We start from the raw sequence: 25,336 nt of genomic DNA on the forward strand, positions 1-25,336 counted from the left end.
CATGTGTGGTCAACGAACACCCCCTTCGAAACATTCCCTACGCTAATGAAACCCTTGCCAACCTTCACTACTCACCGGTGAGGGAGCGGGCGCCGCCACGGGCGGCCCGGCTCCAGAACGCCGTCAGCGCGATCGAGGTCTCCGCCGGCCGCTCCGCGTTGGGGGAGTGCTCGGCGCCCTTGATCACCACGCGCTCGGCGTCCAGTCGTTCGGCCATCGCGTCCAGCGACGGCACCGGCCAGGCGTAGTCCACCTCGCCGGACAGGACGAGCTTGGGCAGCGGGACGGCGGCCAGTTCGGCCACCCGGTCCGGCTCGGTCATCAACTGCTTCGCGGTGGCTATCAGTTGCTCAGGGACGGTGGTCACCCACCGGCGGTGCAGGAACTCCTCCAGCCAGTCCGGCGTACCGTCGTCCGCGGCCGCGTCACCCGGGCCGTTCTCCCCGTCCATCGCCCGCATGGTCTGCCAGGCCGTCTCCATGTCCATGCTGGGCAGGTAGTCCACCAGCAGCCGGGTACGGATCTGCTGCTCCGCGGTGATCTCCGCGGCTCCCGAACTCATCAGCGTCAACGAGGTCCACTGCGCCGGCCCGGCCGCCAGTACGGCGGCGCGGGCGATGTGGCCGCCGAGCGAGTGCCCCAGCAGATGCAGCGGGCCGCCGCCGGGTCCGGCCGCGAGGGCCGCGCTCTGCGCGACCACGTCGGCCGCCAACTCCGCCTGCGCGTACGCGGACTCCTCCCGCGGGCCGCCCGACTCGTGCTGGCCGCGGCCGTCCACCGCCACCGCTCGGAAGCCCGCCCCGGTCAGCGGCGGCAGCAGGTCGAGGAAGTCCTCCTTGCTGCCGGTGAAGCCCGGTACGAGCAGTGCGGTGCCCAGCGGCGGCGCGTCCGGGCCGGGGGCGGCGTCCAGTACCGCGAAGGAACCACGGGACGTCTCCAGCCGACGGGCGGACACGTTCTCCGGCAGATCGAGGGCAGAGGGTCGGCTCATGGACTGAGATTACGCGCAGCGTATGTCCGAGAGGTTGCTTACCGGCTCTTCCACGGCCGCCGCCGCACAAGAACGCCCCCGGCCGCGAGGCCGGGGGCGTCCACCGTACGGGTCCGGTCGCGGATCAGCCCGCGTCCGCCTCCACCGCGGCGGCCTTGCGGGTGCGGCGGCGGGGGGCGGCCTTGGCGGTCTCCTCGGCGTCGGGCGCGGTGGCCGGCGGGGGTACTTCGGCGGTGGCCTTGCGGGTCCGGCGGCGCGGTGCCTTCGGGGCCTCCTCGGCGGCGGACCCGACCGTCGCGACCGCGGCCACCGGCTCGGCGGCGACCGCCTCGGCGGCGACCGGCTCGGCCACGGCCTTGCGGGTGCGGCGGCGGGGGGCGGCCTTGGCGGTCTCCTCGGCGTCGGGCGCGGTGGCCGGCGCGGGTACTTCGGCGGTGGCCTTGCGGGTCCGGCGGCGGGGCGCCCTCGGGGCCTCCGCCTCGGTCACCCCGGTCGGCGGGACCGGCGTCACCGGCGCCGGGGTGACCGGCGCCGGGGTGACCGCTTCGACGGGAGCGGCCGGCTCGGCGGGAGCGGCCGGCTCGGCGGCGACGGCGGGCTGCGCGGCGACGGCCGCTTCCCCCTGGGCCGGGCCCGAGCGGGTACGGCGCCGGCGGCGCGGGGCCGGCCGCACCGCGTCGGCGGTCTCCGGCGCGGAGACCGCCGCGGCGGCTTCGGCCGAGGTCCCGGCGACGGGCGTCACCGGGCCGGCGGCCTCGCCACCGCGGGTGCGGCGGCGCTGCCGCGGGGTGCGGGTGCGGGCCGGGCGGTCCTCGACCGGCGCGGCCTGGTGGCCGCCGGGGCGCCGGCCGCCGCGGGCCGCGCCGCCACCGCGGCCGCCGGTCTCACCGAGGTCCTCGACCGCCTCGGCGTCCAGACCGGCCCGGGTCCGCTCGGCGCGGGGCAGCACACCCTTGGTGCCGGCCGGGATGCCCAGCAGTTCGTACAGGTGGGGGGACGTGGAGTACGTCTCCTCCGGGTCGTTGAACGGCAGGTCGAGCGCCTTGTTGATCAGCTGCCAGCGCGGGATGTCGTCCCAATCGACTAGCGTGATCGCCGTACCGTACGCGCCCGCCCGGCCGGTGCGGCCGATGCGGTGCAGGTAGGTCTTCTCGTCCTCGGGCGTCTGGTAGTTGATCACATGGGTGACGCCCTCGACGTCGATACCGCGGGCCGCCACGTCGGTGCAGACCAGCACGTCCACCTTGCCGTTACGGAACGCCCGCAGCGCCTGCTCGCGGGCGCCCTGGCCGAGGTCGCCGTGCACCGCGCCGGAGGCGAAGCCGCGCTTTTCCAGCTGCTCGGCCACGTCGGCGGCGGTGCGCTTGGTGCGGCAGAAGATCATCGCGAGCCCGCGGCCGTCGGCCTGGAGGATGCGCGAGACCAGCTCGGGCTTGTCCATGGAGTGGGCGCGGAAGATGTGCTGGGTGGTGTTCGCCACCGTGGCGCCCAGGTCGTCGGGCGAGGAGGCGCTGATGTGGGTCGGCTGCGACATGTAGCGGCGGGCCAGACCGATCACCGCGCCGGGCATCGTCGCGGAGAACAGCATCGTCTGCCGCTTCACCGGGAGCATGGCCATGATCTTCTCGACGTCGGGCAGGAAGCCCAGGTCGAGCATCTCGTCGGCCTCGTCCAGCACCAGCGCGCGGACCCGCTTGAGGTTGAGTTTTTTCTGCCCGGCCAGGTCCAGCAGCCGGCCCGGGGTGCCGACGACCACGTCGACGCCCTTCTTCAGCTGCTCGACCTGCGGCTCGTAGGCCCGGCCGCCGTAGATCGCGGCGACCCGGACGTTGCGCACCTTGCCCGCGGTGAGAAGGTCGTTGGTGACCTGCTGGCACAGCTCGCGGGTGGGGACGACGACGAGGGCCTGCGGCGCGTCGGTGAGCTGGTCCGCGCTCGCCCGGCCGGCGTCCACGTCGGCGGCGACGACGACCCGCTCCAGCAGCGGCAGGCCGAAACCGAGCGTCTTGCCGGTGCCGGTCTTCGCCTGGCCGATGACGTCGTTGCCCGCGAGGGCGACCGGGAGCGTCATCTCCTGGATCGGGAAAGGAGTGATGATGCCGACGGCCTCGAGGGCCTCGGCGGTCTCGGGGAGGATCCCGAGGCTGCGGAAAGTCGTGGTGGTCAGGATGTTGCCTCTTCTGTGAGACGCGGCACTGTGCGGCAAGGGGGGTCGAGCAGCCGGGGCGCCGTGTCGAGAACGGCGTCGGATGCTGACCGCGCAGAGGTGTCGTACAGCCGTGAAGGCTGTGGAGCGCGGGACCGCTGCCCTCGCTCATGCCGCGAGCGGGCCCCTCCCGATGGCGGGAAGGCGGTCGGTTCGGAGCCGATCGGGCCACCGACCGGGCATCCTGGTGTTGCACACGTCGCCCGCCGGACGATCGGAAGTGAACCGACTACCGACGGGTGCAATACCACTCTACCCCGGAAACACGTAGCTGCACCCGATCAAATGTTTCGTTAGGGACGTCATCACGATCGCGTACGGGCCCACGGCTGATCGGCGGCGCCCACCGGCCGGCTTCCGGCCGGTCCCGCGGCGGGTCCTACGACCGCCCGGGACTTGGCTATTGTGCGCAGCATGGAGACGCCTGACGAGACCACCACGTCCGACCCCGCCACCGCGCCGGCCCCCGGCATCGCCGCCCAGACCTGGGACACCGCGGCGGCCGACCCGCGCTACCGGGCCGCCGTCGTCGACCTGCTGGGGGCGCTGGCGTACGGCGAGCTGGCCGCGTTCGAACGGCTCGCGGAGGACGCCAAACTGGCGCCGACGCTGGAGGACAAGGCGGAGCTGGCGGCGATGGCGGCGGCGGAGTTCCATCACTTCGAGCGGTTGCGGGACCGGCTGACGGAGGTCGGCGAGACGGCGAACCTGGCGATGGAGCCCTTCGGCGCGGCGCTGGACGGGTTCCACCGGCTGACCGCGCCGTCGGACTGGCTGGAGGGCCTGGTCAAGGCGTACGTCGGCGACTCGATCGCCTCCGACTTCTACCGCGAGGTCGCGGTCCGGCTGGACTCCGACACCCGCACCCTGGTGCTGGCCGTGCTGGACGACACCGGGCACGCCGGCTTCGCGATCGGCAAGGTGCGCGCCGCCATCGAGGCCGAGCCGCGGGTCGGCGGCCGGCTGGCGCTGTGGGCCCGGCGGCTGATGGGCGAGGCGCTGTCCCAGGCCCAGCGGGTGGTGGCGGACCGGGACGCGCTGTCCACGATGCTGGTCGGCGGTGTCGCCGACGGCTTCGACCTGGCCGAGGTGGGCCGGATGTTCTCCCGGATCACCGAGGCGCACACCAAGCGGATGGCGGCGCTGGGGCTGGCCGCGTGACGCCGCACCCGCTCCCCTCGCCGGGCGACGTCCCCTCGGCGCCGCCTGCCCTCCCGGGCGGCGCCCCGCCCCGCGCGGTCAGGCCGCCGGGGTCGGGCGGTCCGGCCGCGCCAGCAGGCTGAGCAGGGCCGCGGCCACCACCAGCGCGACCGGGATGGTCATCTCCGGCCGGCCGGCGCCGAAGATGGTGCGCGCCACCAGGCCGCCCGTGAGCGCCGCCACCGGGCCGGTGGCGAGGACGAGCGGGGTGCGGGGCAGTCGTGCGGGCAGCAGGCCGGTGGCCGCCAGGGCGGCGGCGAGCCCGAGGACGGCGAAAGCGAGGGCTTCCCACAACATCCCTGTCCCCCTCCAGTCGGTGTCCCTGGGCAGGGACCGCTGTGCACAGGGGGTCATACCCCCCGGGGGCGCGCGACGAAACGGAGGGGCGGCAACCGGTTACAGCCGGTCGCCGCCCCTCCGTGGGATTCCGGTCAGAGCGAGGCGCCGAACCCGACCCGGCGGGTGGCCGGCTCACCGATCTCCACGTAGGCGAGGCGGTCGGCGGGGATCAGGACCTTGCGCCCGTGCTCGTCCACCAGGGTCAGCAGCTTGGAGCTGCCGCTCAGCGCGTCGCCGACGGCCTTCTCCACCTCGGCGGCCGACTGCGAGCTCTCGATGTTGATCTCGCGCGGCGCGTGCTGCACGCCGATCTTGACCTCCACGGCTTGATTACCTCCGACTGGTCTGGCGGTGTGCGCGGTGAATCGCGCCGTACGCAGCACAGACTAGCCCGGCCGAACGGGCCGGAATCCGTGGATCGCCCACGCCGTGAGCGAACACCGCCCGGAAGTGTCTCAGTGGTGGCCCTCGGTGCCGTGCAGCGGGAAACCGGCGATGCCGCGCCAGGCCAGCGAGGTCAGCAGCTGCACCGCGGTGTCGCGGGGGACCTCGCTGCGGGTGGCCAGCCAGTAGCGGGCCACCACCTGGGAGACGCCGCCGAGGCCGACGGCCAGCAGCATGGCGTCCTCCCGGGCCAGCCCGGTGTCCTCCGCGATGACCTCGCTGATCGCCTCCGCGCACTCCAGCGAGACCTTGTCGACCCGCTCGCGGACGGTCGGCTCGTTGGTCAGGTCCGACTCGAAGACCAGCCGGAACGCGCCGCCCTCGTCCTCGACGTAGGCGAAGTACGCGTCCATGGTCGCCTCGACGCGCTTCTTGTTGTCCGAGGTGGACGCCAGCGCGGTCCGCACCGAGTGCAGCAGCGACTCGCAGTGCTGGTCGAGCAGGGCGAGGTAGAGCTCCAGCTTCCCGGGGAAGTGCTGGTACAGCACCGGCTTGCTGACCCCGGCCCGCTCGGCGATGTCGTCCATCGCGGCGGCGTGGTACCCCTGCGCGACGAAGACCTCCTGCGCCGCTCCCAGCAGCTGTTCGCGTCGGGCCCGGCGGGGCAGGCGGGTGCCGCGCGGGCGCGCCTGAGTCTGCTCGATGGCTGTCACGCCGCCTCCCAAATCTGGTGTCGGAACGGATGGAACGGGTTGACCCGGTGACCGCCATCGTACTTTTGAGTAACGACACTGTGGGCCGCGCGGCCGGACATTCTCAGTTCGTGGAACCTCCCGGCGGCGGCCTGCCGGGAGGTTCCACCCGGGATTTACCGGTATCAACGGCCTCGGCGGCGCCTCAGCGGCGCTCGTCCTCGTCCAGTGCGACCACCTGCCGCTGCTCGGCCGCGTCCGCCGGATCAACCTCCAGCACCGGGTCGGCGGGGGGCTCCGCGGCACCCTCGGCGTCCTCCGCGTCGTCCCCGTCGTCGAGCAGGGCGGCGCGCTGCTCGGCGGCGTCGGCCTCGGGCGTCTCCACGTCGAGCCCGTCGGCCGGGTGGGCCGCGGGCGCGGTCCGTACGGCGTCGTCGAACAGGTCGGCATCGCGTCCGAAACCGGCGATGTCGGCGATGTCCTCGATGTCCCTGGACATGGCGCCTCCTTTCCCCTGGCTCTTCCATCGTCGTCCGCCGGCGGGCTTCCTGCCCGCCGGCACCACAGGGGCTTCTCACCACATGGTGGCGGTGAACACACAATCGCACGTGTGATCGTCTCGTAACATTGAGCCATGTCCACGACCGACTCTCCTCAAGAGGCCGTCGCCCCCGCGGCCGTACCCCCGGCGGGACCGGCGCCGGCGACCGGGGAATCGGCCCGCACCGTGGTGCTGCCCGGGTTCAGCCTGGTGGTGCGCCGGCACGAGGACCGCGGCGGGCCCGCCGGCCGCGAACCGGCGTTCTTCGTCCACGGCCTCGGCGGTTCCTCGCAGAACTGGTCGCTGCTGATGGGCCGGCTCGCCGACCGGGTGGCCGGGGAAGCCCTCGACCTGCCCGGCTTCGGCCACTCGCCGCCGCCGGACGACGGCGACTACTCGATCGCCGGGCACGCCAGGGCGGTGATCAGGCTGCTGGACCACGAACCCCGCGGCCCGGTGCACCTGTTCGGCAACTCGATGGGCGGCGCGGTGGCGGTGAAGGTCGCCGCCGCCCGGCCGGACCTGGTGCGCACCCTGACCCTGGTCTCCCCCGCGCTCCCCGAGGTGCCGCCGCAGCGCACCGCCTGGCCGACCGCGCTGGCCTCGGTGCCGGGACTGCCCGCGCTGTACGTACGGGCCACCCGCCGCTGGACCGTCGAGCGGCGCACCGAGGCGCTGCTGGCCCTGTGCTACGGGGACCCGTCGACGGTGCCGGGGCCGGTCCGCGAGGAGGCGGCCCGGGAGTACCGGCGGCGGGTCGAACTGCCCTACTTCTGGGACGCGATGATCCGCTCCACCCGCGGCCTGGTGAACGCCTACACGCTCGGCGGCCAGCACGCCTTGTGGCGGCAGGCCGAGCGGGTGCTCGCGCCCACACTGCTGGTCTACGGCGGGCGGGACAAGCTGGTGTCGCCGCGGATGGCCCCCAGGGCGGCGCGCGCCTTCCGGGACGCGCGGCTGCTGCTGATCCCGGAGAGCGGGCACGTGGCGATGATGGAGCACCCGGAGCTGGTGTCGCGGGCGTTCCGCGACCTGCTGGACGAAGTCGACGCCGCCGGCGCCGCGGACGCGGACCGTACGCCGCCCGCGGACACCGAAGCCCCCGCGCCCGCCGCGGACCGTAGGCTGACGGAAGGTGCCGTGGACCGTACGCTTCCGGGTGCCGCCGGAGGTCCGGCGAACAGTCCGACGACCGACGCGACCGGGAGCTGATCGAGAGCGTGGGCAAGCACAGCGCGACGGACGGCCAGGACGGCCAGGACGGTCCGACGAGCGGCCCGGCCGGCGGCGGCGCGTACCGCCCGCCCGCCCCGCCGTTCCGCCCGGCCGGGCCGGGCCTGCCAGGTGCTCCAGGTGCGCCCGGTGTCCCCGGCAGCCCCGGCGTTCCCGGGTCCGGCCGGCGGCGGCGGGCCGACTCGCCGGAGGACACCGGCGGCTTCGCGGTGCTCGGACCGCACGAGCTGAACGTGCCGCCGCAGGCCCACCCCGAGCACCGCGAGCACACCGGCTGGGGCGCACCGGGCGGCTGGACCGCCCCGGGCCCCGGCCGCGGCGGCAGGCCCTCCGACGACGAGCTCGTCCTCGACGCGATGGACTGGCCGCCGTACGAGACGGGCGACGGGCTGACCGTCCTGGGGCTGCCGGGACACCCGCACGCCGCCGGGCCGGCCGTGCCGCAGCCCCGCCAGGAGTACGTGGACGCCTTCGACGGCCCGCCGGGACCGCGCCCGCCCGCCGCCGGTCAGCGCTCCGCGCCGCAGTCGGCGGCGGAGCCCGCGCCCGGGCCCGCCCCGGCCGGCGGGGACGACGGCGGGAGCCGGGACAAGAGCGCCGGCAAGGCCGGCGGGAGGGGCCGCGCGCTCAGCGGCATCGCCGCCGCCGCGGTCGTCACGGTGCTGGCCGTGGTGGTCGGCGCGCGGTTCGTCGGGGGTGACGAAGACCACACCGGCGCCGCGGGCAAGGGCGCCGGGCCCCGGTCCGCCCCGGACCGCCCGCCGTCCCCGGCGCCGCCCACCACGACCTCCGCGCCGGCGCCCGCGGCCACCGCCGCGCCGCTCGGCTACGACCGGCAGATGGCCGTGCAGTACCCGCTGGACCCGCGGCTGGCGCTGTCCGGCGCCTTCACCACCGTGCCGGGCCGGCAGGCCGCGCCGGGCCGCGGCCGGACCATGCGGTTCAGGGTGGAAGTGGAGAAGGGACTGCCGCTGGACGCCGACCTGTTCGCCCGCGCCGTCTTCACGACGCTGAACGATCCCCGCAGCTGGGGGCACGGCGGCACGATGACCTTCGAACGGGTGTCAACCGGCCCGGCCGACATCGTCGTCACCCTCGCCAGCCCCGGCACCACCGCCGAGTGGTGCGAGAAGTCGGGTCTGGACACCACGGTCGACAACGTGTCATGTGACGCGGCGTCGACCCCGCGCACGATGATCAACGCCTACCGGTGGGCGATGGGGGCCGACACCTTCGGCCCGGAACGGATGCACCAGTACCGGCAGATGCTGATCAACCACGAGGTCGGGCACCGCCTCGGCCACGGTCATGTGGGCTGTCCCACGGAGGGCGCGCCGGCGCCGGTGATGATGCAGCAGACCAAGTTCCTCTCGCTCGACGGCGGGCCGACCTGCAAGCCGAACGCCTGGCCCTTCCCGTAGCGGATCACGGGATCCGGCGCCCGGATCCACAAGAGCGCCTCGGGAACTGTCTTTACGCCCCTTTGACACCAGGGGACGTTCCCCTGCACGCTGGCCCCATGCCGCACCGCCGCGTACGTCCCGCCCTGCACACCCGTACCGAGCCGGCGCGCATCGGCGCGGCCGTCCGACGCGCCGCCGGCGTGCGCTGTCGCTGATCCGGCCACCCGCCCCGCGGGCAGCCCACGGGGGCGGCGGCCGGCCGCGGCGGCCCCCGGGCCGCCCCCGCTCGCCCGGAACATCCCCCGCCGGCCGGCTCGCCGCTCCGCTTCCCCTGTCCTCTCCGCGTCTGCGAAAGGTCACCTCATGCGTCGTCAGCCGTTCACGTCCCGCCGGATCGGCGTGATAGCCGTCGGACTGGCCCTGGCCGGCGGGGCCGTCGCCTGCGGCCCGAAGAGCGGCGACGCCAAGGCCGACGACGGCAGACCCCAGCGGGGCGGCACCCTCTACGTGCTCAACAACCAGGCCCAGGAGGACTTCGACCCGGCCCGCCTCTACACTTCCGGCGGCGGCAACGTCCCTTCCCTGGTCTACCGCACCCTCACCACCCGCAACCGCGCGAACGGCGCGGCCGGCGCCAAGGTCGTCCCCGACCTCGCCACCGACACCGGCGAGCCCAGCCGGAACGCGACCGTGTGGACGTACCACCTGAAAGACGGGCTGACGTACGAGGACGGCACGCCCATCACCACCGCCGACATCAAGTACGACATCGAGCGGTCCTTTGCCCCCGAACTCTCCGGCGGCGCCCCCTATCTGCGCGACTGGCTGGTCGGCGCGGCCGACTACCAGGGCCCGTACAAGGACCCGAAGGGCCTGACCGCGATCGAGACGCCTGACGCGAAGACCATCGTCTTCCACCTGGACAAGCCCGAGGGCGAGTTCCCGCTGCTGGCCACCCAGACCGCCTTCGCGCCCGTGCCCAAGGCCAGGGACACCGGCACCCGGTACGCCGAACACCCGGTGTCCTCCGGCCCGTACAAGGTGGTCAGCAACGAGAACAACGGCGAGCACCTGGTCCTCAAGCGCAACCCCAACTGGTCGCCGGCCACCGACGACCAGCGCAAGGCGTACCCCGACACCATCGACGTGCGGTCCGGGCTCGACCAGGCCGTCATCAACCAGCGGCTGGCCGCCGGCGTCGGCAAGGACGCGGACGCGGTCACCACCGACACCAACCTCGGCCCGGCGGAACTCGCCAGGATCACCGGCGACAAGAACCTGGCCTCGCGGGTCGGCACCGGCCACTTCGGCTACACCGACTACATCGCCTTCAACCCGAAGGTGAAGCCGTTCGACGACATCAGGGTGCGCGAGGCCATCGCCTACGCGGTCAACCGCACCACGGTCATCAACGCGCAGGGCGGCTCCTCCCTCAACGACCCCGCCACCACCTTCCTGCCCGCGCAGGCGTCCTTCGGCTACACGCCCTACGACCCCTTCCCGGCGGGCGCCACCGGCGATCCCGCCAAGGCCAGGGAACTGCTGGCGCAGGCCGGTCACCCGAACGGGCTGACCGTCACCCTCACCCACGAGACCACCAAGGGCGACGAACAGGGACCCGAGGTCGCCACCGCCGTGCAGGAGGCGCTCAAGCTCGCCGGGATCACCGTCAAGCTCGACGGCGAGGAGCACAACGCCTACGGCGACAAGATCCGCGACGTCACGACCGAACCCGGCTTCTTCCTGACCGGCTGGGGCGCCGACTGGCCGTCCGGCGGTCCGTTCCTCGGCCCGATCTTCGACGGCCGGCAGATCGTCAAGGACGGCGACAACTTCAACAACGCCCAGCTGAACGACCCTTCGGTCAACAACGAGATCGACGCCATCAACAAGATCACCGACCTGAAGGCCGCGGCCGCCCGCTGGGGCGCCCTCGACAAGAGGATCGGCGGGCAGGCGCTGACCGTGCCGCTCTACCACCCGGTCTACAAGCGGCTGTTCGGCAAGAACATCAGGAACGTGGTGATCAGCGACTGGACCGGAGTGCTGGACATCTCGCAGGCCGCGGTGAAGTGACCCCGTGACCGTCGACGTCATCACGGCCGCCGAGGCGGGGGCGGGCGCCACCGCGACCGCCCCCGCCGTCGGGGCCCGGCAGGTCTGGCGGCGGCTGCGCACCCGGCGCGCGGCCCTCGCCGGCGGCGCGGTCATCGCCCTGCTCGTCCTGGTCGCGCTCGCCGCCCCGCTGCTCACCGCCGTCGAGGGCCAGGACACCACGACGTACCACGCCGACCTGCTGAACTCCGCGGCCGGCACGGTGCCGCGCGGCGCCTTCGGCGGGATCAGCGCCGACCACTGGCTCGGCGTCGAACCCCGCACCGGCCGTGACCTGTTCGCCCGGCTCGTCTACGGCGCGCGGGTCTCGCTGTTCGTCGCGATCGGCGCCACCGTGCTCCAGGTGCTGCTGGGCCTGGCCCTCGGCCTGGCCGCCGGACTCGGCAACCGCTTCGTCGACGGCCTGCTGAGCCGAGTCGCGGACGTCTTCGTCACCATGCCGGCGCTGATCTTCGCCATCGCGCTGATCGCGGTGGTGCCCGGCGGCTTCCCCCGGCCGGTGCTGCTGATGCTGGTCCTGGGACTGCTCGCCTGGGGTGGCACCGCGAAGATCGTCCGGGCGCAGGTGCTCGCGCAGAAGTCCCTCGACTACGTGGCCGCCTCCCGACTGGCCGGGTCCGGCCCCTGGCGGACCGCCCGCCGTGAACTGCTGCCCGCGCTGGTCGCGCCCGTGCTGACCTACGCGGCGATCCTGCTGCCGGGCAACATCGTCTCCGAGGCGGGCCTGTCCTTCCTCGGCATCGGCGTCACCCCGCCCACGTCTTCCTGGGGACAGCTGCTGTCCAGCGCGACCACCTGGTACCAGGCCGATCCGGCGTACGTGATCCTGCCGGCCGCGCTGCTGTTCGTGATGGTGCTGGCGTTCACCGTCTTCGCCGACGGGGTGCGCGCCGCCCTCGACCCGCGGGCCGCCGGCCGGCTGCGGGTCGGCACCGGCCGGGCCGGTCGCGACGAGACGGGCGCGAGGGACGAGCCGGACAGGGCGGACGCCGTGGGTGAGGGGCGCGAGGCGGCCGGGGCGGGCGCGAGGGACACGGCGGGCGGGGTGGCAGGACCGGACGGGGCGACGGCGCGGTGACCCGCTTCCTCGCCCGGCGGCTGTTCCAGGCCGCCATGGTGCTGCTGGTGCTGGCCGCGGTGCTCTACGCGGTCTTCTACCTCGCGCCCGGCGACGCCGCCCGGCTCGCCTGCGGACCCAAGTGCTCCACCGCCCAGGTCGACCAGATCCGCGGCCAGATGGGTTTGGACGATCCCGTGTACGTCCAGTTCCTGCGCTTCCTGCGAGGCATCGCCGCCGGACACGACTACAGCACCGGCGCCGGAACGCTGCGCTGCCCGGCGCCGTGCCTGGGCCAGTCCTACCGCACCGGCGAACTCGTCACCCACATCGTCGCGGTGAAGCTGCCCGCGACCGCCTCGCTTGCCTGCGGCGCGATGGTGCTGTGGCTGGTCATCGGGGTCGGGACCGGGCTGCTGTCGGCGCTGCGCCGCGGCACCCTGGTGGAGCGGCTGCTCACCGGGTTCACCCTGGCCGGCACCGCCGTCCCGGTGTTCATCACCGGCATCCTGCTGCTGCTCGTCTTCTGCTCCTGGCTGCAGTGGCTGCCCTTCCCGACCTACGTGCCGCTCACCGACGACCCCCGGCAGTGGGCGTGGAACCTGCTGCTGCCGTGGCTGGCGCTGGCCCTGGTCGAAGCGGCCAAGTACGCGCGGCTCACCCGCAGTTCGATGCTGGAGACACTCGCGGAGGACCACATCCGCACCTTCCGGGCGTACGGCGTCGGCGAGTGGGCGGTCATCCGCCGGCACGCGCTGCGCGGGGCGCTGACCCCGGTGATCGCGCTGTCCGCGCTGGACCTCGGCACGATGTTCGGCGGAGCGCTGCTCACCGAGACGCTGTTCGGCATTCCGGGACTCGGCCAACAGCTGGTGCAGTCGGTGCAAATGAAGGACCTGCCGGTGGTGGTCGGCATCGTGCTGGTGATGGGGCTCGCCGTGGTGGCGGCCAACGCGGTCGCCGACGTGCTGTACGCGGTCGCGGACCGAAGGGTGGTGCTGGCGTGACCGCGCATCCCGACGCCCTGGTCGACGTGGCGGACCTGCGGATCGAGTTCCCCACCGGCGGCGGGCCGGTGCGGGCCGTGGACGGCCTGAGCTTCACGCTGGCCGCGGGCGGCGCGCTCGGCCTGGTCGGCGAGTCCGGATCCGGCAAGAGCGCCACCGCGTACGCGCTGCTCGGGCTGCACCGGGGGACCGGGGCCCGGGTCGCCGGCACCGTACGGGTGGCCGGCACGGACCTGCGGACCGCGTCCGACGCGCAGGTGCGGCGGCTGCGGGGCGCGGTGGCCGCGATGGTCTTCCAGGACCCGCTGTCCTCGCTCGACCCGTACTACGCCGTGGGCGACCAGATCGCCGAGGTCCACCGGGTGCACCACCGGGTGTCCCGGGCCGCCGCACGGGCCCGCGCGGTGCAGGTGCTGGACCGCGTCGGCATCCCCGACGCCCGGCGCCGGTCCCGTTCCCGCCCGCACGAGTTCAGCGGCGGCATGCGGCAACGCGTCCTGATCGCCATGGCGTTGGCGTGCGAGCCGCGGCTGCTGATCGCCGACGAGCCCACGACGGCGCTCGACGTCACCGTGCAGGCGCAGATCCTCGACCTGCTGCACGACCTGCGGGCCGAGACCGGGATGGGGCTGCTCCTGGTCACCCACGACCTCGGAGTGGTGGCCGGCAGCGTCGACGAACTCCTCGTCGTGCGGGGCGGGCGGGCGGTGGAGCGCGGCGCCGTCGCGGACGTGCTGCGCGCGCCCCGCGACCCCTACACCCGAGCCCTGCTGACCGCGGTGCCGCGGCTGCGCCCCGAACCCGCTCTGCCGTCCGCGGCGCGGTTGCGTTCTGAACCCGCTCTGCCGTCCGAAGCCCGGCCGCGCCCTGAACCCGGGCCGCGTCCTGAGCCCGCGGCGCTCCCCGGGACCGGGACTGGGGCCGGGACCGGGCCGGCCGGCGGCCCGCCGGAACCCGCCGTGCCGCGGCAGCCGGCCGCGGCGGCCACCGCGGCCACCCCCGCGCCCACCGCGCGGCCCACCGCAGGGGATGCCGCACCGGACGCCGACGTGCTGCTCGAAGCCCGCGGCCTGCGGCGGGAGTTCGGACGCGGGCGGGGCGCGTTCGCGGCCGTGGACGGGGTGTCGCTCGCCGTACGGGCGGGCGAGACGCTCGGGATCGTCGGGGAGAGCGGCAGCGGGAAGACCACCCTCGGACGGATGCTGGTGCGGCTGCTGGACCCGACCGCGGGCGCGATCACCTACCGGGGACGGGAGATCGGCTCGCTGGGGGACAGGGCGCTGCGACCGCTGCGCCGCGAACTGCAGATGGTCTTCCAGGACCCCGTGTCGTCACTCAACCCGCGCCGCAGCATCGGCGAGTCGATCGCCGATCCGCTGCGGGCGGCCCGGGAGCTGGACGACAAGGCGGTGGTGCGCCGGGTGAAGGAGCTGCTGGAGCGGGTCGGGCTCGACCCGGCCGGGTACCACAGGTATCCGCACGAGTTCAGCGGCGGTCAGCGGCAACGGGTCGGCATCGCACGGGCGTTGGCCCCGGAACCGAGGCTGGTGGTCTGCGACGAGCCGGTGTCCGCACTGGACGTCACGACGCAGGCGCAAGTCGTCGGCCTGCTCGCGGAGTTGCAGCGCGACCTCGGCCTGTCGCTGGTGTTCATCGCACACGACCTCGCCGTCGTCCGGCAGGTGAGCGACCGGGTCGCGGTGATGCGCGGCGGCCGGATCGTGGAGAGCGGCACCGTCGACGAGGTGTACGACGCGCCCCAGGACCCGTACACCAAGGGGCTGCTGGCGGCCGTGCCGGTGCTGGACCCGGTGGAGTCGGTGGCCCGCCGGGCGGACCGCAAAGCCCTGCGGAGCGCGATGACCACCGCGCCATAGGCGCATCAACGCCCGGCCGTGGGAGAAGTCACGTCGCTTCACCTCTTTTGGTGGTGCGGCGGACAACCGTCCGCCAGACCGCCCCCCTCCCGGCATAACGTCTTCGCGCCGGGACGAAGCGGCCGCCGCACGGCCCCCACGCCCGCGGCGCCCGCCCGAACCGGCGGCAGACCGACAGCGAGCCGGTACGGCGGGAGGAGGCGGACACGTGCGGATCGCGTTGCTCACCGAGGGTGGCTACCCGTATGCGCGAGGTGAGGAAGTCGCGTGGTGCGACCGGCTGGTGCGCGGCCTCGGACACCACGACGTCGACGTGTACGCGTTGAGCCGGTCCTCCTGGACCGAGGCGGGCGGCCGGCTCGCACCGCCCCCGGAGGTGCGGCGGGTGCTGACCGAACGCCTCTGGGGCGAGCCGCCCGGCCCGGGGCGCACCCCGCCGCGGACGGCCCGCCGCGCCCGCCGGGCCACCTTCCGCTGGCACTACGCCGACCTGGCCGCCGCGCTGGCCGGGGGCCGCGCGCTCAGCGCCGCGGACCGGGCGGAGCGGTTCGCCGCCGGGCTCTACGGATTGGCCGAGGCCGCCGCGGAACACGGCGGGCTGGCCGGGCTGCTGCGCGGCGAGGACGCGCTCGCCGCACTGGAGAACGCCTGCCGGGCCACCGGTGTACGCCCGCTGCTCGGCGACATCGTGGTCACCGAACTGCGCACCGCCGCCGCGCTGTTGGAGCAGCAGCTGCGGCCGCTTTCGGCGCCCTGGTACGGGCCCGGCGAGCTGGGGGCCGCCGACCTGTGTCACGCGGCGTCCGGCGGTCCCGCCGCACTGCCGGGCCTGCTGGCCAAACGGTTCTGCGGCACCCCGCTGATCGTCTCCGAGCACACCGTCCGGGTCCGGTCCGCGCTGCTCGCCCACCGCGCCGCGGGACTCCCCCCGGCCGTACGGGCGCTGCTCGGCGACTACCACCGCCTGCTGGCCGCCGAGACCTACCGCCGGGCGGCCCTGACCACCGCCGGCTCCGGCCACGTACGGCGCTGGCAGGAGCGGTGCGGGGCGCCGCGCGGGCGGCTGCGCACGGTGTACCCCGGGATCGACGCCGCCCGGTTCGCCCACGCGGGCGAGGCGGCCGGAGCGCGGGCGGCGGCGCCCGCCGACCCCACCCTGGCCTGGGTCGGCCGGCCCGACCCGGCCAAGGACCTGGTCGCCCTCCTGTACGCCTTCCACGCGATACGCCGGGAGGAGCCGCGCGCCCGGCTGCGGATCTTCCATCCGCGCACCGCGGACGAACGGGCCGCCGGATACCTGCGCCACTGCCGGAACCTCGCCGCACAGCTCTTCCCCGACCGGGCGACCGGCCCGCACCCGGTCGGCGGGAGTCCGGTCAGCTTCGAGGAGATCGGTTCACCGGGCGCGCCCGGACCGGCGGAGGTGTACGCGGCGGGCGATGTCGTCGTGCTGTCCAGCGGCGCGGAGGGGTTCCCGCTCAGCCTCGTCGAGGCGATGCTCTGCGGGCGGCCGACGGTGTCCACGGACGTAGGCGCGGTCCGCGAGGTGCTCGGCGGCACCGGGCTGGTCGTGCCGCCGCGCGACCCCGGGGCACTCGCCGACGCTGCCCTCGAACTGCTGCGCGGTCCGGCCCGCGCCGCCCGGCTCGGCGCCGCCGCCCGCGAACGCGCGCTCGCCCTCTTCACCGCGAGCCGCTGCGTGGACGCCTTCCGCGAGAGCTACCGCGAAGTCGTCGCCCACCACCCGGTCCGCCGCGACCCGCTCCGGGGCACCGCCGGCGACCCCCGCCCGTCCACCGCCGCGTCCCTCCCGCCTGCCCCCCTCGCCCCCGCCCCGCCCCCGACCACCCGCGCCCCGGCCGCCGCGGCCCCCGGAGGATCACCCCGATGAGCGCCACCGACCCCCCACCGCTCCCCCCTCCCGACGCCCCCACCGCTTCCGTCCCGCCCCTGTCCCCACCGGCTGCTCCCCCCGCCCCGAACGGTTCGGCGGGCTCGGATCCCGGACCCGTGCCGCGTCCGGTGGGGTCGTACGCCGCTGGTCCGGTGGGGTGGCGCCCGTCCGGCTCCCCGGCCCCCGGCGGACGGGCTCCCTGGACGCCGCCCGGCACCGCCCCGCCCGCCGGTCAGCGGGGTGAGCCCGCGGGGACGCCGCGAGGGGACGGCGTGGCGCGGCGCCGGTCGGCCGATCCCGTGCGGAGCGTGATGCACGGACACCGGGACGTTCTCGGCGGCGCCGTGGACGCCTGGGAGATCGCCGCCGGGCTGGAGGCGCGCGGGTTCACGGACACCGACGCGCGCCGGCTGCGGCACCGCGATGTCTTCGGGCTCGCCGAGGAGATCCACGCCCGGCTGCCGCGGGCTGCGCGGGTGACCGACCGGAGCGCCGGCACCCTGGAGCGGCCTTGGCCCGCGGCCGGCACCGGCGGGCTGTACCTGCTGCCCGGCGTGTTGTGCGCGTCGGCCGCCGCGGCGCACCTGGCCCTGCCGGGCGCGGTACTCGCGGTGGCCACCGCGTGGGCGATCCTGCGGCATACCGCACGCGGCCCCGGCGCCCTGGGCGCGGGCGGGCTGCTCGCCTTCGCGCTGTACGCGCCGGCGGAGGGCGCCACCACCGCTTTCGCCGCCCTGCTGCTCAGCCTCGCCCCCGCCGCGTACAGCACCCACTGGTTCGCGGTGCGGGCCCGCGCCCAACTCGCCCCCAGCCACGGTCTGGCGGACTTCGCCGACGCGGTACGGCCCCGGCTCGCCGCCGCGCTGGCCGGTTACGGACTCGCGCTGTTCCTCCTGCTCACCGCGGCCGCCGCGGTCGCCGGGCCGGCCCCCGTCGCGGGTCCGCTCGCGCTCGGGCTGCTGCTCTTCACCGCCCGGCTGCTCGCCCTGCACGGCTGCGCGCGCGGCGCCGCCGCCGGGCTCGCCCGGACCTGCGCCGCCGAAGTCCTGACGCTCGGCGCGGCCCCGCTCCACCTCCACCTCGCCGGCGCCACCGCCGAAGCGCTGATCTGCTGCCCCGCCGCCCTCGCACTGGCCGTACAGGCGTTCCGGACACTGCCCCGCGCCTCGGCCCACTGACTTCCGTTCCACCGAACCAGGAGACCCTCGTGACCACTCACCGACCACACCCCCACCTCCCTCCCCTTCTTCCTCTCCTCCCACCCCCGCCTCCGCGCCCCGCCCCAAGTCGGAGCCCGCGCGCCGGCAGGGGAGGCGCGCGATGAGAGTGCTGTTGCTGGGAGCCGACGGATTCCTGGGCCGGCACGTCGCCGAACGGCTGCTGGCCGACCCGGCCGTACAGCTCACCGCGCTGGGACGCAGCGACGAGTCCGACGTGCGGTTCGACCTGTCCACCGGCGCGCCGGGAGTGCTGGCCCGCTTCCTGGACGCCGTGCACCCCGGCGTACTGATCAACTGCGCCGGCGCCACCCGCGGCAACGCCCGGGATCTGACCCGGCAGAACACGGTGGCCGTGGCCACCGTCTGCGAGGCGCTGCGCCGCAGCTCGGTCGCCGCCCGCCTGGTGCAGGTGGGGTGCGCCTCGGAGTACGGGCCCTCGCCGGTCGGCTCGTCCACCGGTGAGGACGCGAGCCCGCGGCCCGGCGGCCCGTACGGCGTCAGTAAGCTCGCCGCCACCGAACTGGTCCTCGGCTCCGGCCTGGACGCGGTGGTGCTGCGCGTCTTCAGCCCGGTCGGTCCGGGCACCCCGACCGGCTCCCCGCTCGGCCGGATCGCCGAGGCGCTGCGGCGCGCCATGCAGAACGGCGACCCGGAGCTGAAACTCGGCGGCCTCCAGGTCCAGCGCGACTTCGTCGACGCGCGGGACGTGGCCCGCGCGGTGCACGCCGCCTCGCTGTCCGCCGCGCAGGGTGTGGTGAACATCGGCAGCGGCCGGGCGGTACGGCTGCGGGACATGGCCGCGGCGCTCGCGCACGTCGCGGGGTACGAAGGTGTGCTGCACGAGGTGGACGAGCCCTCGCACGGCCCGGCCCAGCCGCCCCCGTACCCCGACGGCTGCGGACCCTGGCAGCAGGCGGACGTCAGGACCGCCCGCGACCGCCTCGGCTGGCGGCCCCGGATCGGCCTGGAGGAATCGCTGGCCGACGTCTGGATGGAGGCGGCATGCCGCGTCTGACCCCCTCCCACCCCCCTGCGGTCCCGGCGGACCCTGTGGCCGCTGCGGGCGCCGAGCAGCACGGGCCCGGGGAGCACGCCGCGGACCGCCCCTCCGCCGGCGGTACGACCCGCAAGGGTGCCGTGCCGCCCGCTGAGGGCGCCGGGCCGGGCACCGGGACCCCTGTCCCGGCTGGCACGGGTGCCGCGTCGGGCGCCGGTCCGGGTAGGCCGGACGGCAAAGGCAAGGGCAAAGGCAAGGGCAAAGGTGCCGTGTCCGGTGTCGGTACGCCCGGCCGTCCGGACCTGCCGCGGCGGCCCGTTCGGCAGCGCCGCCCCGATCGTACGGACGCCGGGGTGCCGGCGGCGGGCCGGATCGGCATCGGCGTGCCCGCCTTCGGGCATCCGCTGGTCGCGCCCGCCGAGTGGGCCGAGCTGGCCCGGCCCGGGGCACCGCTGGACTGGGTGGCCTTCGACGTGGCCCGCGGCCCCGGCATCCGGGCCGATCCGCTGTGCGCCGAAGCCGGTGCCCGCGTCCGTGAGAACGGCGTCCCACTGCTCGGACTGCTGGACGCCGTCCACGGCACCCGGCCGTTCGGCGAGCTGGTCACCGACGCCTCGAACTACCTGGACTGGTACCGGGTGGACGGCTTCTACCTCGGCCGGGCCCCCACCCTGGGATCCGGAGCCGCCGCGTGCCTGCGGCTGGTGACGACGCTGCGGGCGCTGCTCGACAGCGGAGCGGACGGGAGCGGCGGGGCGGACCGGGGCGGCGCGGAGAAGCCGGACCGGGGAGGCGGCGCAGGCGCGGGAGGTTCGGCCCCGGCCCGCGGCCTGCCGCCGAATCCCGTCGTCCTGGCCCCCGGCTCCCACCCCAGCCCCGCCTACGCGGACTTCGCCGACCAGCTCGTCACCTTCGACGGCCCCTGGACCCGTTACCGCTGGTCGGAGGCGCCGCGGTGGACGGCCGCCCACCCGCCGTCCCGGTTCGCCCACCTCGTCCACGGCCTGCCCGCCACCCACCTTGACACCGCGCTGCGGATCGCCCGCTGGCAGGGCGCCGGCACCGTGTGCCTGACCGACCGCACCGACCGGGAGGGTGTCGACCCCTGGGCCGGGCTGCCCGGCTACTGGCCCGACGCGGTCCGCAAGGTACGCCGCCAGGGGTAGCCGCGCCGCCGGCGCCGGGGTGCGCCGGCGCCGACCACCATGTGGCCGGAATCCGTCTCGGTCCTCGGACCAGGTGTCTTGGAATGAAGTAGGGCGTGGCAGTGTTACAGGGACAGCGTGCTCGGGTGATGGACATGCCCGTGCCCGCGTGTCCGTCTGATGACCGACCAACTGTATTGCTGAGGTCTCTGTGTCGCTGCCACCCCTGGTCGAGCCGGCCGCCGAGCTCACCGTTGACGAGGTCCGCAGGTATTCGCGCCACCTGATCATTCCCGACGTGGGCATGGACGGGCAGAAGCGGCTGAAGAACGCGAGGGTGCTGTGCGTCGGTGCCGGCGGCCTCGGCTCGCCCGCCCTGATGTACCTGGCCGCGGCCGGTGTCGGCACGCTCGGCATCGTCGAGTTCGACGAGGTCGACGAGTCCAACCTGCAGCGCCAGATCATCCACAGCCAGGCCGACGTCGGCCGTTCCAAGGCCGAGTCCGCCCGGGACACCGTGGTGGGCATCAACCCCTATGTGAACGTGATCCTGCACGAAGAGCGGCTCGAAGCCGACAACGTGATGGAGATCTTCGCCCAGTACGACCTGATCGTCGACGGCACCGACAACTTCGCGACCCGCTACCTGGTCAACGACGCCGCCGTGCTGCTGAACAAGCCGTACGTCTGGGGCTCGATCTACCGGTTCGACGGCCAGGCGTCGGTCTTCTGGTCCGAGCACGGGCCCTGCTACCGCTGCCTCTACCCGGAGCCCCCGCCCCCCGGTATGGTCCCCTCCTGCGCCGAGGGCGGCGTCCTCGGCGTGCTGTGCGCGTCGGTCGGCTCGGTCCAGGTCACCGAGGCCATCAAGCTGCTCACCGGCATCGGCGAGCCGCTGGTCGGCCGGCTGATGATCTACGACGCCCTGGAGATGCAGTACCGCCAGGTCAAGGTGCGCAAGGACCCCGACTGCGCGGTCTGCGGCACGAACCCCACGGTCACCGAGCTCATCGACTACGAGGCGTTCTGCGGCGTCGTCTCCGAGGAGGCCCAGGAGGCCGCGCTCGGCTCCACGATCACTCCCAAGCAGCTCAAGGAGTGGATCGACGACGACGAGAACATCGAGATCATCGACGTCCGTGAGCCGAACGAGTACGAGATCGTGTCCATCCCGGGCGCCAAGCTCATCCCGAAGAACGAGTTCCTGATGGGCACCGCCCTCGAACACCTCCCGCAGGACCGGCGCATCGTGCTGCACTGCAAGACCGGTGTCCGCAGCGCGGAGGTCCTCGCCGTCCTGAAGTCCGCGGGCTTCGCCGACGCGGTCCACGTCGGCGGCGGCGTCATCGGCTGGGTCAACACGATTGAGCCCGACAAACCGGTCTACTAGCGGCCGCGTTCGTCCGCCAGGTCCCGCGCGTTCCGCGTAAGGGGTGGCACCCCGTGGGTGCCACCCCTTACGGGTGCCCGTGTGTCCTAGAGCGCGCCCTTGCGGGTGAGGTGACTGAAGGACACCCAGCCCGGCAGGACCGGGAGCCAGAAGGTCAGCAGCCGGAAGAACAGGACCGCCGGGGTGGCGACCTCCTTGGGGAGGCCGGCCGCGATGAGGCCGCCGGTGAGGGCCAGTTCGACCGCGCCGACGCCGCCGGGGGTCGGGGCGGCGGAGCCGAGGGCGTTGCCGGCCAGGAACACCACCGCGATGGCGGCGTAGCTGAGGTGGCCGCCGAAGGCGCGGACGCAGCCGTCCAGGCAGATCACGAAGCAGACCGTCAGCATCAACGTGCCGCCGATGCCGGTGAGCAGCTTGGCGGGCCGCTGGAGCACGTCCAGCATGCGCGGCACCACCCCGGCGAACAGCGCCCGCACCCGGGTGGACACGAACTTTCGCAGCACCGGCACCGCGGTGACGACCAGCACCAGCACACCCGCGGTGAGCAGACCCGCCATGACGGTCCGGGACGGCGACAGCGAGGGCGTCTTCTCGGTGCCGGTGATGAAGCCGAACGTCATCAGCAGCACCACGTGCGAGCCGAGCCCCACCAGCTGCGAGGCGCCGACGCTGGCCACCGCCAGCCCCGGCCGGACGCCCGCCTTCTGCAGGTAGCGGGTGTTGAGCGCCACCCCGCCGACCGCGGCCGGCGCCACCAGCTTCACGAACGACCCGGCGACCTGCGCCTGCACCGTACGCAGCAGGGACAGCCGCTCCGGTACGAAACCGGACAGCGCACCCGCCGCGGCCACGTAACTGGCCGCCGAGCCGAGGACCGCGATGACCGCCCAGCGCCAGTCCGCGTTGAGGACGGCGTCGCCGATCGGCACCGAGCTGAGCTGCGACAGCAGGAAGTACGCGGCGAAGGCGCCCGCGATCACCGTGATCAGCGTGCGCGGCTTGATGCGCTCCAGGCGGACCGGCTCGACCGGGGCCTGCGGGCGGATCAGCAGGACCTGCTGGCGGATGCGCGACAGCAGGTCCTCCTCGCGGGCCTCCTCCAGCGCGTCCTCCAGGGCCCGTTTCTCGGCCTTGTCCGCGGCCTTCCGCTGCGCCTTGGACACCGACCTGACCAGGCTGGGGTCCTCGGCGTCCTGGGTCCCCTGGGCGTGCTTGTGCTCGCGCGCCTCGCGGCCGGCGGCCGTCGCGGCCAGTACCGCGTCCCGTTCGCGCTGGGCCCGCGCCCTGGCCAGCTCCTTCAGCCGGCCGCGGGTGGCCCGGCTCAGCGCGATCGGCTGGAGCAGCGGCAGGGACGCCGCCACCGCGTCCGGGCCGAGCACCGCCAGCGCCGAGGCCACCGCCCGCTCCGGGCCCACCCGCAGCGCGAGCGTGGTCAGCAGCTGGGCGATGTCCATCCGCAGCACGATGTCGCCGGCCGCGATCTCCCCGCCGCGCAGATCGGTCAGGAAGACCCGGTCGTTGCGGTCCACCAGCAGTGACTCGCCGACCAGCCGCCGGTGGGCGATCCGCCGCGACTGCAGGGCCCGCACCTGCGTCCAGGTCTCGCGCAGCAGCTCGTCGGTCACCTCCTGGTCGGCCACCGCGTCCAGCCGCCGGCCGCCGATGTGCTCGTAGACGAGCATCACCGCGTCCGGGCCCAGCTCCGAGGTCGCGATCAGCTTGGGCGCGTTGGCACCGGCCGCGATGGCCGCGTACGCCAGCAGCGCCTCCTGTTCGAGGGCCTGGCGCAGCGACAGCAGGCTGCGGCGCTGGGTGATGCCGCCGACCAGGGACAGCCGCCGCCAGATCCGGTAGAAGAAGCCGTGCGCCTGCTGTTCCCGGTCCACCACGGTGACGTCCAGCGGCGGCCCGTCCTCCAAGGTGACCAGGTACGCCCGGCCGCGGTCGGAGTCGGCGTTCTCCGGGCTGTTCTCCAGCACCCGGCGGGCGGTCAGCGGCGCGAACCCGACCCGGCGCAGGCCCGCCAGCAGGTTCTGCCCGGTGGGCCGGACGTTCGGCGAGCCGACCGCGTACACCGTGCCGTAGGCGACCGTCCAGCCGATCAGCACGGTCAGCGCGATCGAGAACGGGGTGGTGTAGCCGCCGACCAGCACCGCGAAGGCGTCCAGCAGCAGCACGAACCACAGCGCCACCCGCCAGCGCGGGCGCCGCGCCATCCCGACCGCGGTGACGTAGGCGATGACCGGGGCCAGGTAGCCGTGTACGGGGTCGGTCATGCCGATGCCGGACGGCGCGCTGTGCGACAGCGCCTCGCGGATCGCGTGCGGTGCGGAGTCGCTCACCCACAGGTCGGTGGCCAGGGCCGCGCCGTGCGCCAGTACGGCCGCCAGCACGCCGTCGGCGATCCGCAGCCCGTCGCGTTTGATCAGCCGCTCGACGGCAAAGGCGACCGGGACGATCAGTACGGCGATGCTCGCGGTCAGGCCGGCGAAGGAGGCCAGCGCGTCGGGCGCGTGGCTGGCGCCCTTGGAGATGTCGGTCTCCAGGCCGGTGGTGGTGGCGTGCGCGAACCCGGCGACGGCCAGCACCAGGGCGAGGCCGAGCAGGCCGGAGATGAAGCGGACCAGGTCGGCGGGGCGGTGCACGCGGGCGGCGAGCAGCGGCTCGTCGCCGGACACGGCCAGCCGGGTGGCGCCGGCCTCGACCGCCGCCTCCTTGCACGCCTCGCTGTCGGCGTCGTGGCTCCCGCCGGCGCCCTCAGGACGCCCGGACGTCCCGGGCCCCCCGGGCTGTCTGGACATCCCGGAGTCCTCGCCGGGGTCCTTGCGGGCGTCCTCGCCCCGGTCCCTCAGCGCGCCCGCGCCGGCGTCCTTGGCCGGGGCGCCGCCCTCGCGGGCACCCGTGCCGGCGTCCTTCGTCGCGGAGCTCTTCGCGCCGGAGTTCTTGCGGCGGCCGGCCGGGCCGAGCGGCGCCCGGTGGGAGCCGGTACCGGGCCCGGCGCCCTTGGCCGCGCCGCCGCCGTTGCTGCCGCCCTTGGGCCCGCCGGGCCCGCCGGACGCGGGCAGCGGCGCCTGGGCGCGGGGGGCCTCTCCGGCCTCCTCAGCGCCCTGCCTGTCCCCCGTGGTTTCCTCTTGATCTCGTATCACCAGTCACCGCCCGGACGATGGTGGCACGACGGCCGGGCGATCGGTACCGTAACCCCCCGCTGTCGGCGGTCTGCGGCAGGATGGGCGGGATGAGCGACGAGTACGATTCCGGGACGCCCGGCGAGTACGCGGAACGGGTGCTCGACACGGCCGACCTGATCCCGCCCGGCAAGGTCATGACCTACGGCGACGTGGCGGAATGGGTCGGCCGGGGCGGCCCCCGGCAGGTGGGCCGGGTGCTGGCCCTGTATGGCGGCGGCGTGCCGTGGTGGCGGGTCGTGCGGGCCGACGGCGTACTGCTGCCGGGCCACGAACTGCGCGCCCTGGACGCGTACCGGGCCGAGGGGACGCCGCTGCGGGAGTCCGGCCCGGCCGCCGAGGGACACCTGCCGCGGGTCGACATGCGCCGGGCCCGCTGGGACGGCGGGAGCCCGCCAAACGGCGGCGGTGGCGGGTGACGGCCGGAAGGTCATGTCATCCAGCTTCCGCCGTCCGGGGC

General features: G+C 74.7%; 20 protein-coding genes. 13 read left to right on the forward strand and 7 right to left on the reverse strand.

Annotated features, from left to right (window positions below; genetic code table 11):
* Positions 1-67 precede the first annotated feature (67 nt).
* Positions 68-991 carry an alpha/beta fold hydrolase gene (locus RLT57_RS21510; RefSeq protein ID WP_311298918.1) on the reverse strand — a complete coding sequence of 308 codons (924 nt, stop codon included), beginning with the start codon at positions 989-991 and terminating at the stop codon, positions 68-70.
* A 124-nt stretch (positions 992-1,115) separates the two neighbouring features.
* Positions 1,116-3,197 carry a DEAD/DEAH box helicase gene (locus RLT57_RS21515; protein WP_311298919.1) on the reverse strand — a complete coding sequence of 694 codons (2,082 nt, stop codon included), beginning with the start codon at positions 3,195-3,197 and terminating at the stop codon, positions 1,116-1,118.
* A gap of 414 nt (positions 3,198-3,611) precedes the next feature.
* Here RLT57_RS21515 and RLT57_RS21520 point away from each other — a divergent pair, with 414 nt between their 5' ends.
* A complete protein-coding gene (locus RLT57_RS21520) occupies positions 3,612-4,358 on the forward strand; it encodes a ferritin-like fold-containing protein (RefSeq protein WP_311298920.1) in 747 nt (248 codons plus the stop codon).
* A 78-nt stretch (positions 4,359-4,436) separates the two neighbouring features.
* On the opposite strand, the gene RLT57_RS21525 is transcribed toward RLT57_RS21520, so the two are convergent.
* The 4 genes from RLT57_RS21525 to RLT57_RS21540 form a co-directional block, all read right to left on the reverse strand.
* Complete coding sequence (locus RLT57_RS21525; RefSeq protein WP_311298921.1) at positions 4,437-4,694, reverse strand: hypothetical protein; 258 nt, start codon at positions 4,692-4,694, stop codon at positions 4,437-4,439.
* A 134-nt stretch (positions 4,695-4,828) separates the two neighbouring features.
* Complete coding sequence (locus RLT57_RS21530) at positions 4,829-5,059, reverse strand: DUF3107 domain-containing protein (RefSeq protein ID WP_311298922.1); 231 nt, start codon at positions 5,057-5,059, stop codon at positions 4,829-4,831.
* Positions 5,060-5,191: 132 nt separating this feature from the next.
* Positions 5,192-5,833, reverse strand: coding sequence for a TetR/AcrR family transcriptional regulator (locus tag RLT57_RS21535; protein ID WP_311298923.1), 642 nt, complete (start codon positions 5,831-5,833; stop codon positions 5,192-5,194).
* Between the two features lie 184 nt (positions 5,834-6,017).
* Positions 6,018-6,311: a hypothetical protein gene (locus RLT57_RS21540; protein WP_311298924.1), complete on the reverse strand. Its 294-nt coding sequence runs from the start codon at positions 6,309-6,311 to the stop codon at positions 6,018-6,020.
* 135 nt (positions 6,312-6,446) lie between these two features.
* On the opposite strand from RLT57_RS21540, the gene RLT57_RS21545 reads away from it, so the two are divergent.
* From RLT57_RS21545 to moeZ, 11 genes are all read left to right on the forward strand, one after another.
* Entirely contained in the window at positions 6,447-7,565 is a 1,119-nt protein-coding gene (locus RLT57_RS21545; protein WP_311298925.1) for an alpha/beta fold hydrolase, read from the forward strand.
* 8 nt (positions 7,566-7,573) lie between these two features.
* Complete coding sequence (locus RLT57_RS21550) at positions 7,574-9,007, forward strand: DUF3152 domain-containing protein (RefSeq protein ID WP_311298926.1); 1,434 nt, start codon at positions 7,574-7,576, stop codon at positions 9,005-9,007.
* A gap of 345 nt (positions 9,008-9,352) precedes the next feature.
* Positions 9,353-11,065, forward strand: coding sequence for an ABC transporter substrate-binding protein (locus RLT57_RS21555; RefSeq protein ID WP_311298927.1), 1,713 nt, complete (start codon positions 9,353-9,355; stop codon positions 11,063-11,065).
* A 4-nt stretch (positions 11,066-11,069) separates the two neighbouring features.
* The gene (locus tag RLT57_RS21560) at positions 11,070-12,182 is read left to right on the forward strand and encodes an ABC transporter permease (protein ID WP_311298928.1); all 1,113 of its coding nucleotides are present in this window, start codon (positions 11,070-11,072) and stop codon (positions 12,180-12,182) included.
* Positions 12,179-13,168, forward strand: a complete 990-nt coding sequence (locus tag RLT57_RS21565; RefSeq protein WP_311298929.1) for an ABC transporter permease — start codon at positions 12,179-12,181, stop codon at positions 13,166-13,168. Before RLT57_RS21560 ends, RLT57_RS21565 begins: the two co-directional genes overlap by 4 nt.
* Complete coding sequence (locus tag RLT57_RS21570; protein WP_311298930.1) at positions 13,165-15,045, forward strand: ABC transporter ATP-binding protein; 1,881 nt, start codon at positions 13,165-13,167, stop codon at positions 15,043-15,045. Before RLT57_RS21565 ends, RLT57_RS21570 begins: the two co-directional genes overlap by 4 nt.
* Positions 15,046-15,253: 208 nt before the next feature.
* On the forward strand, positions 15,254-16,936 hold the full coding sequence (locus RLT57_RS21575) for a DUF3492 domain-containing protein (RefSeq protein ID WP_311298931.1): 1,683 nt from the start codon (positions 15,254-15,256) through the stop codon (positions 16,934-16,936).
* A gap of 311 nt (positions 16,937-17,247) precedes the next feature.
* A complete protein-coding gene (locus RLT57_RS21580) occupies positions 17,248-18,117 on the forward strand; it encodes a hypothetical protein (protein ID WP_311298932.1) in 870 nt (289 codons plus the stop codon).
* Positions 18,118-18,259: 142 nt separating this feature from the next.
* Positions 18,260-19,174, forward strand: coding sequence for an NAD-dependent epimerase/dehydratase family protein (locus RLT57_RS21585; RefSeq protein ID WP_311298933.1), 915 nt, complete (start codon positions 18,260-18,262; stop codon positions 19,172-19,174).
* A 251-nt stretch (positions 19,175-19,425) separates the two neighbouring features.
* On the forward strand, positions 19,426-20,322 hold the full coding sequence (locus RLT57_RS21590) for a spherulation-specific family 4 protein (protein WP_311298934.1): 897 nt from the start codon (positions 19,426-19,428) through the stop codon (positions 20,320-20,322).
* A gap of 190 nt (positions 20,323-20,512) precedes the next feature.
* On the forward strand, positions 20,513-21,691 hold the full coding sequence (gene moeZ / locus RLT57_RS21595; protein WP_311298935.1) for an adenylyltransferase/sulfurtransferase MoeZ: 1,179 nt from the start codon (positions 20,513-20,515) through the stop codon (positions 21,689-21,691).
* Positions 21,692-21,777: 86 nt separating this feature from the next.
* On the opposite strand, the gene RLT57_RS21600 is transcribed toward moeZ, so the two are convergent.
* On the reverse strand, positions 21,778-24,837 hold the full coding sequence (locus RLT57_RS21600; protein ID WP_399129103.1) for a flippase-like domain-containing protein: 3,060 nt from the start codon (positions 24,835-24,837) through the stop codon (positions 21,778-21,780).
* 89 nt (positions 24,838-24,926) lie between these two features.
* Between RLT57_RS21600 and RLT57_RS21605 the strand changes: the two genes are divergently transcribed.
* Positions 24,927-25,295, forward strand: coding sequence for an MGMT family protein (locus RLT57_RS21605; protein WP_399129105.1), 369 nt, complete (start codon positions 24,927-24,929; stop codon positions 25,293-25,295).
* Positions 25,296-25,336: the final 41 nt, after the last annotated feature.

It is taken from the genome of Streptomyces sp. ITFR-21, from assembly GCF_031844685.1.
Lineage (GTDB): Bacteria > Actinomycetota > Actinomycetes > Streptomycetales > Streptomycetaceae > Actinacidiphila.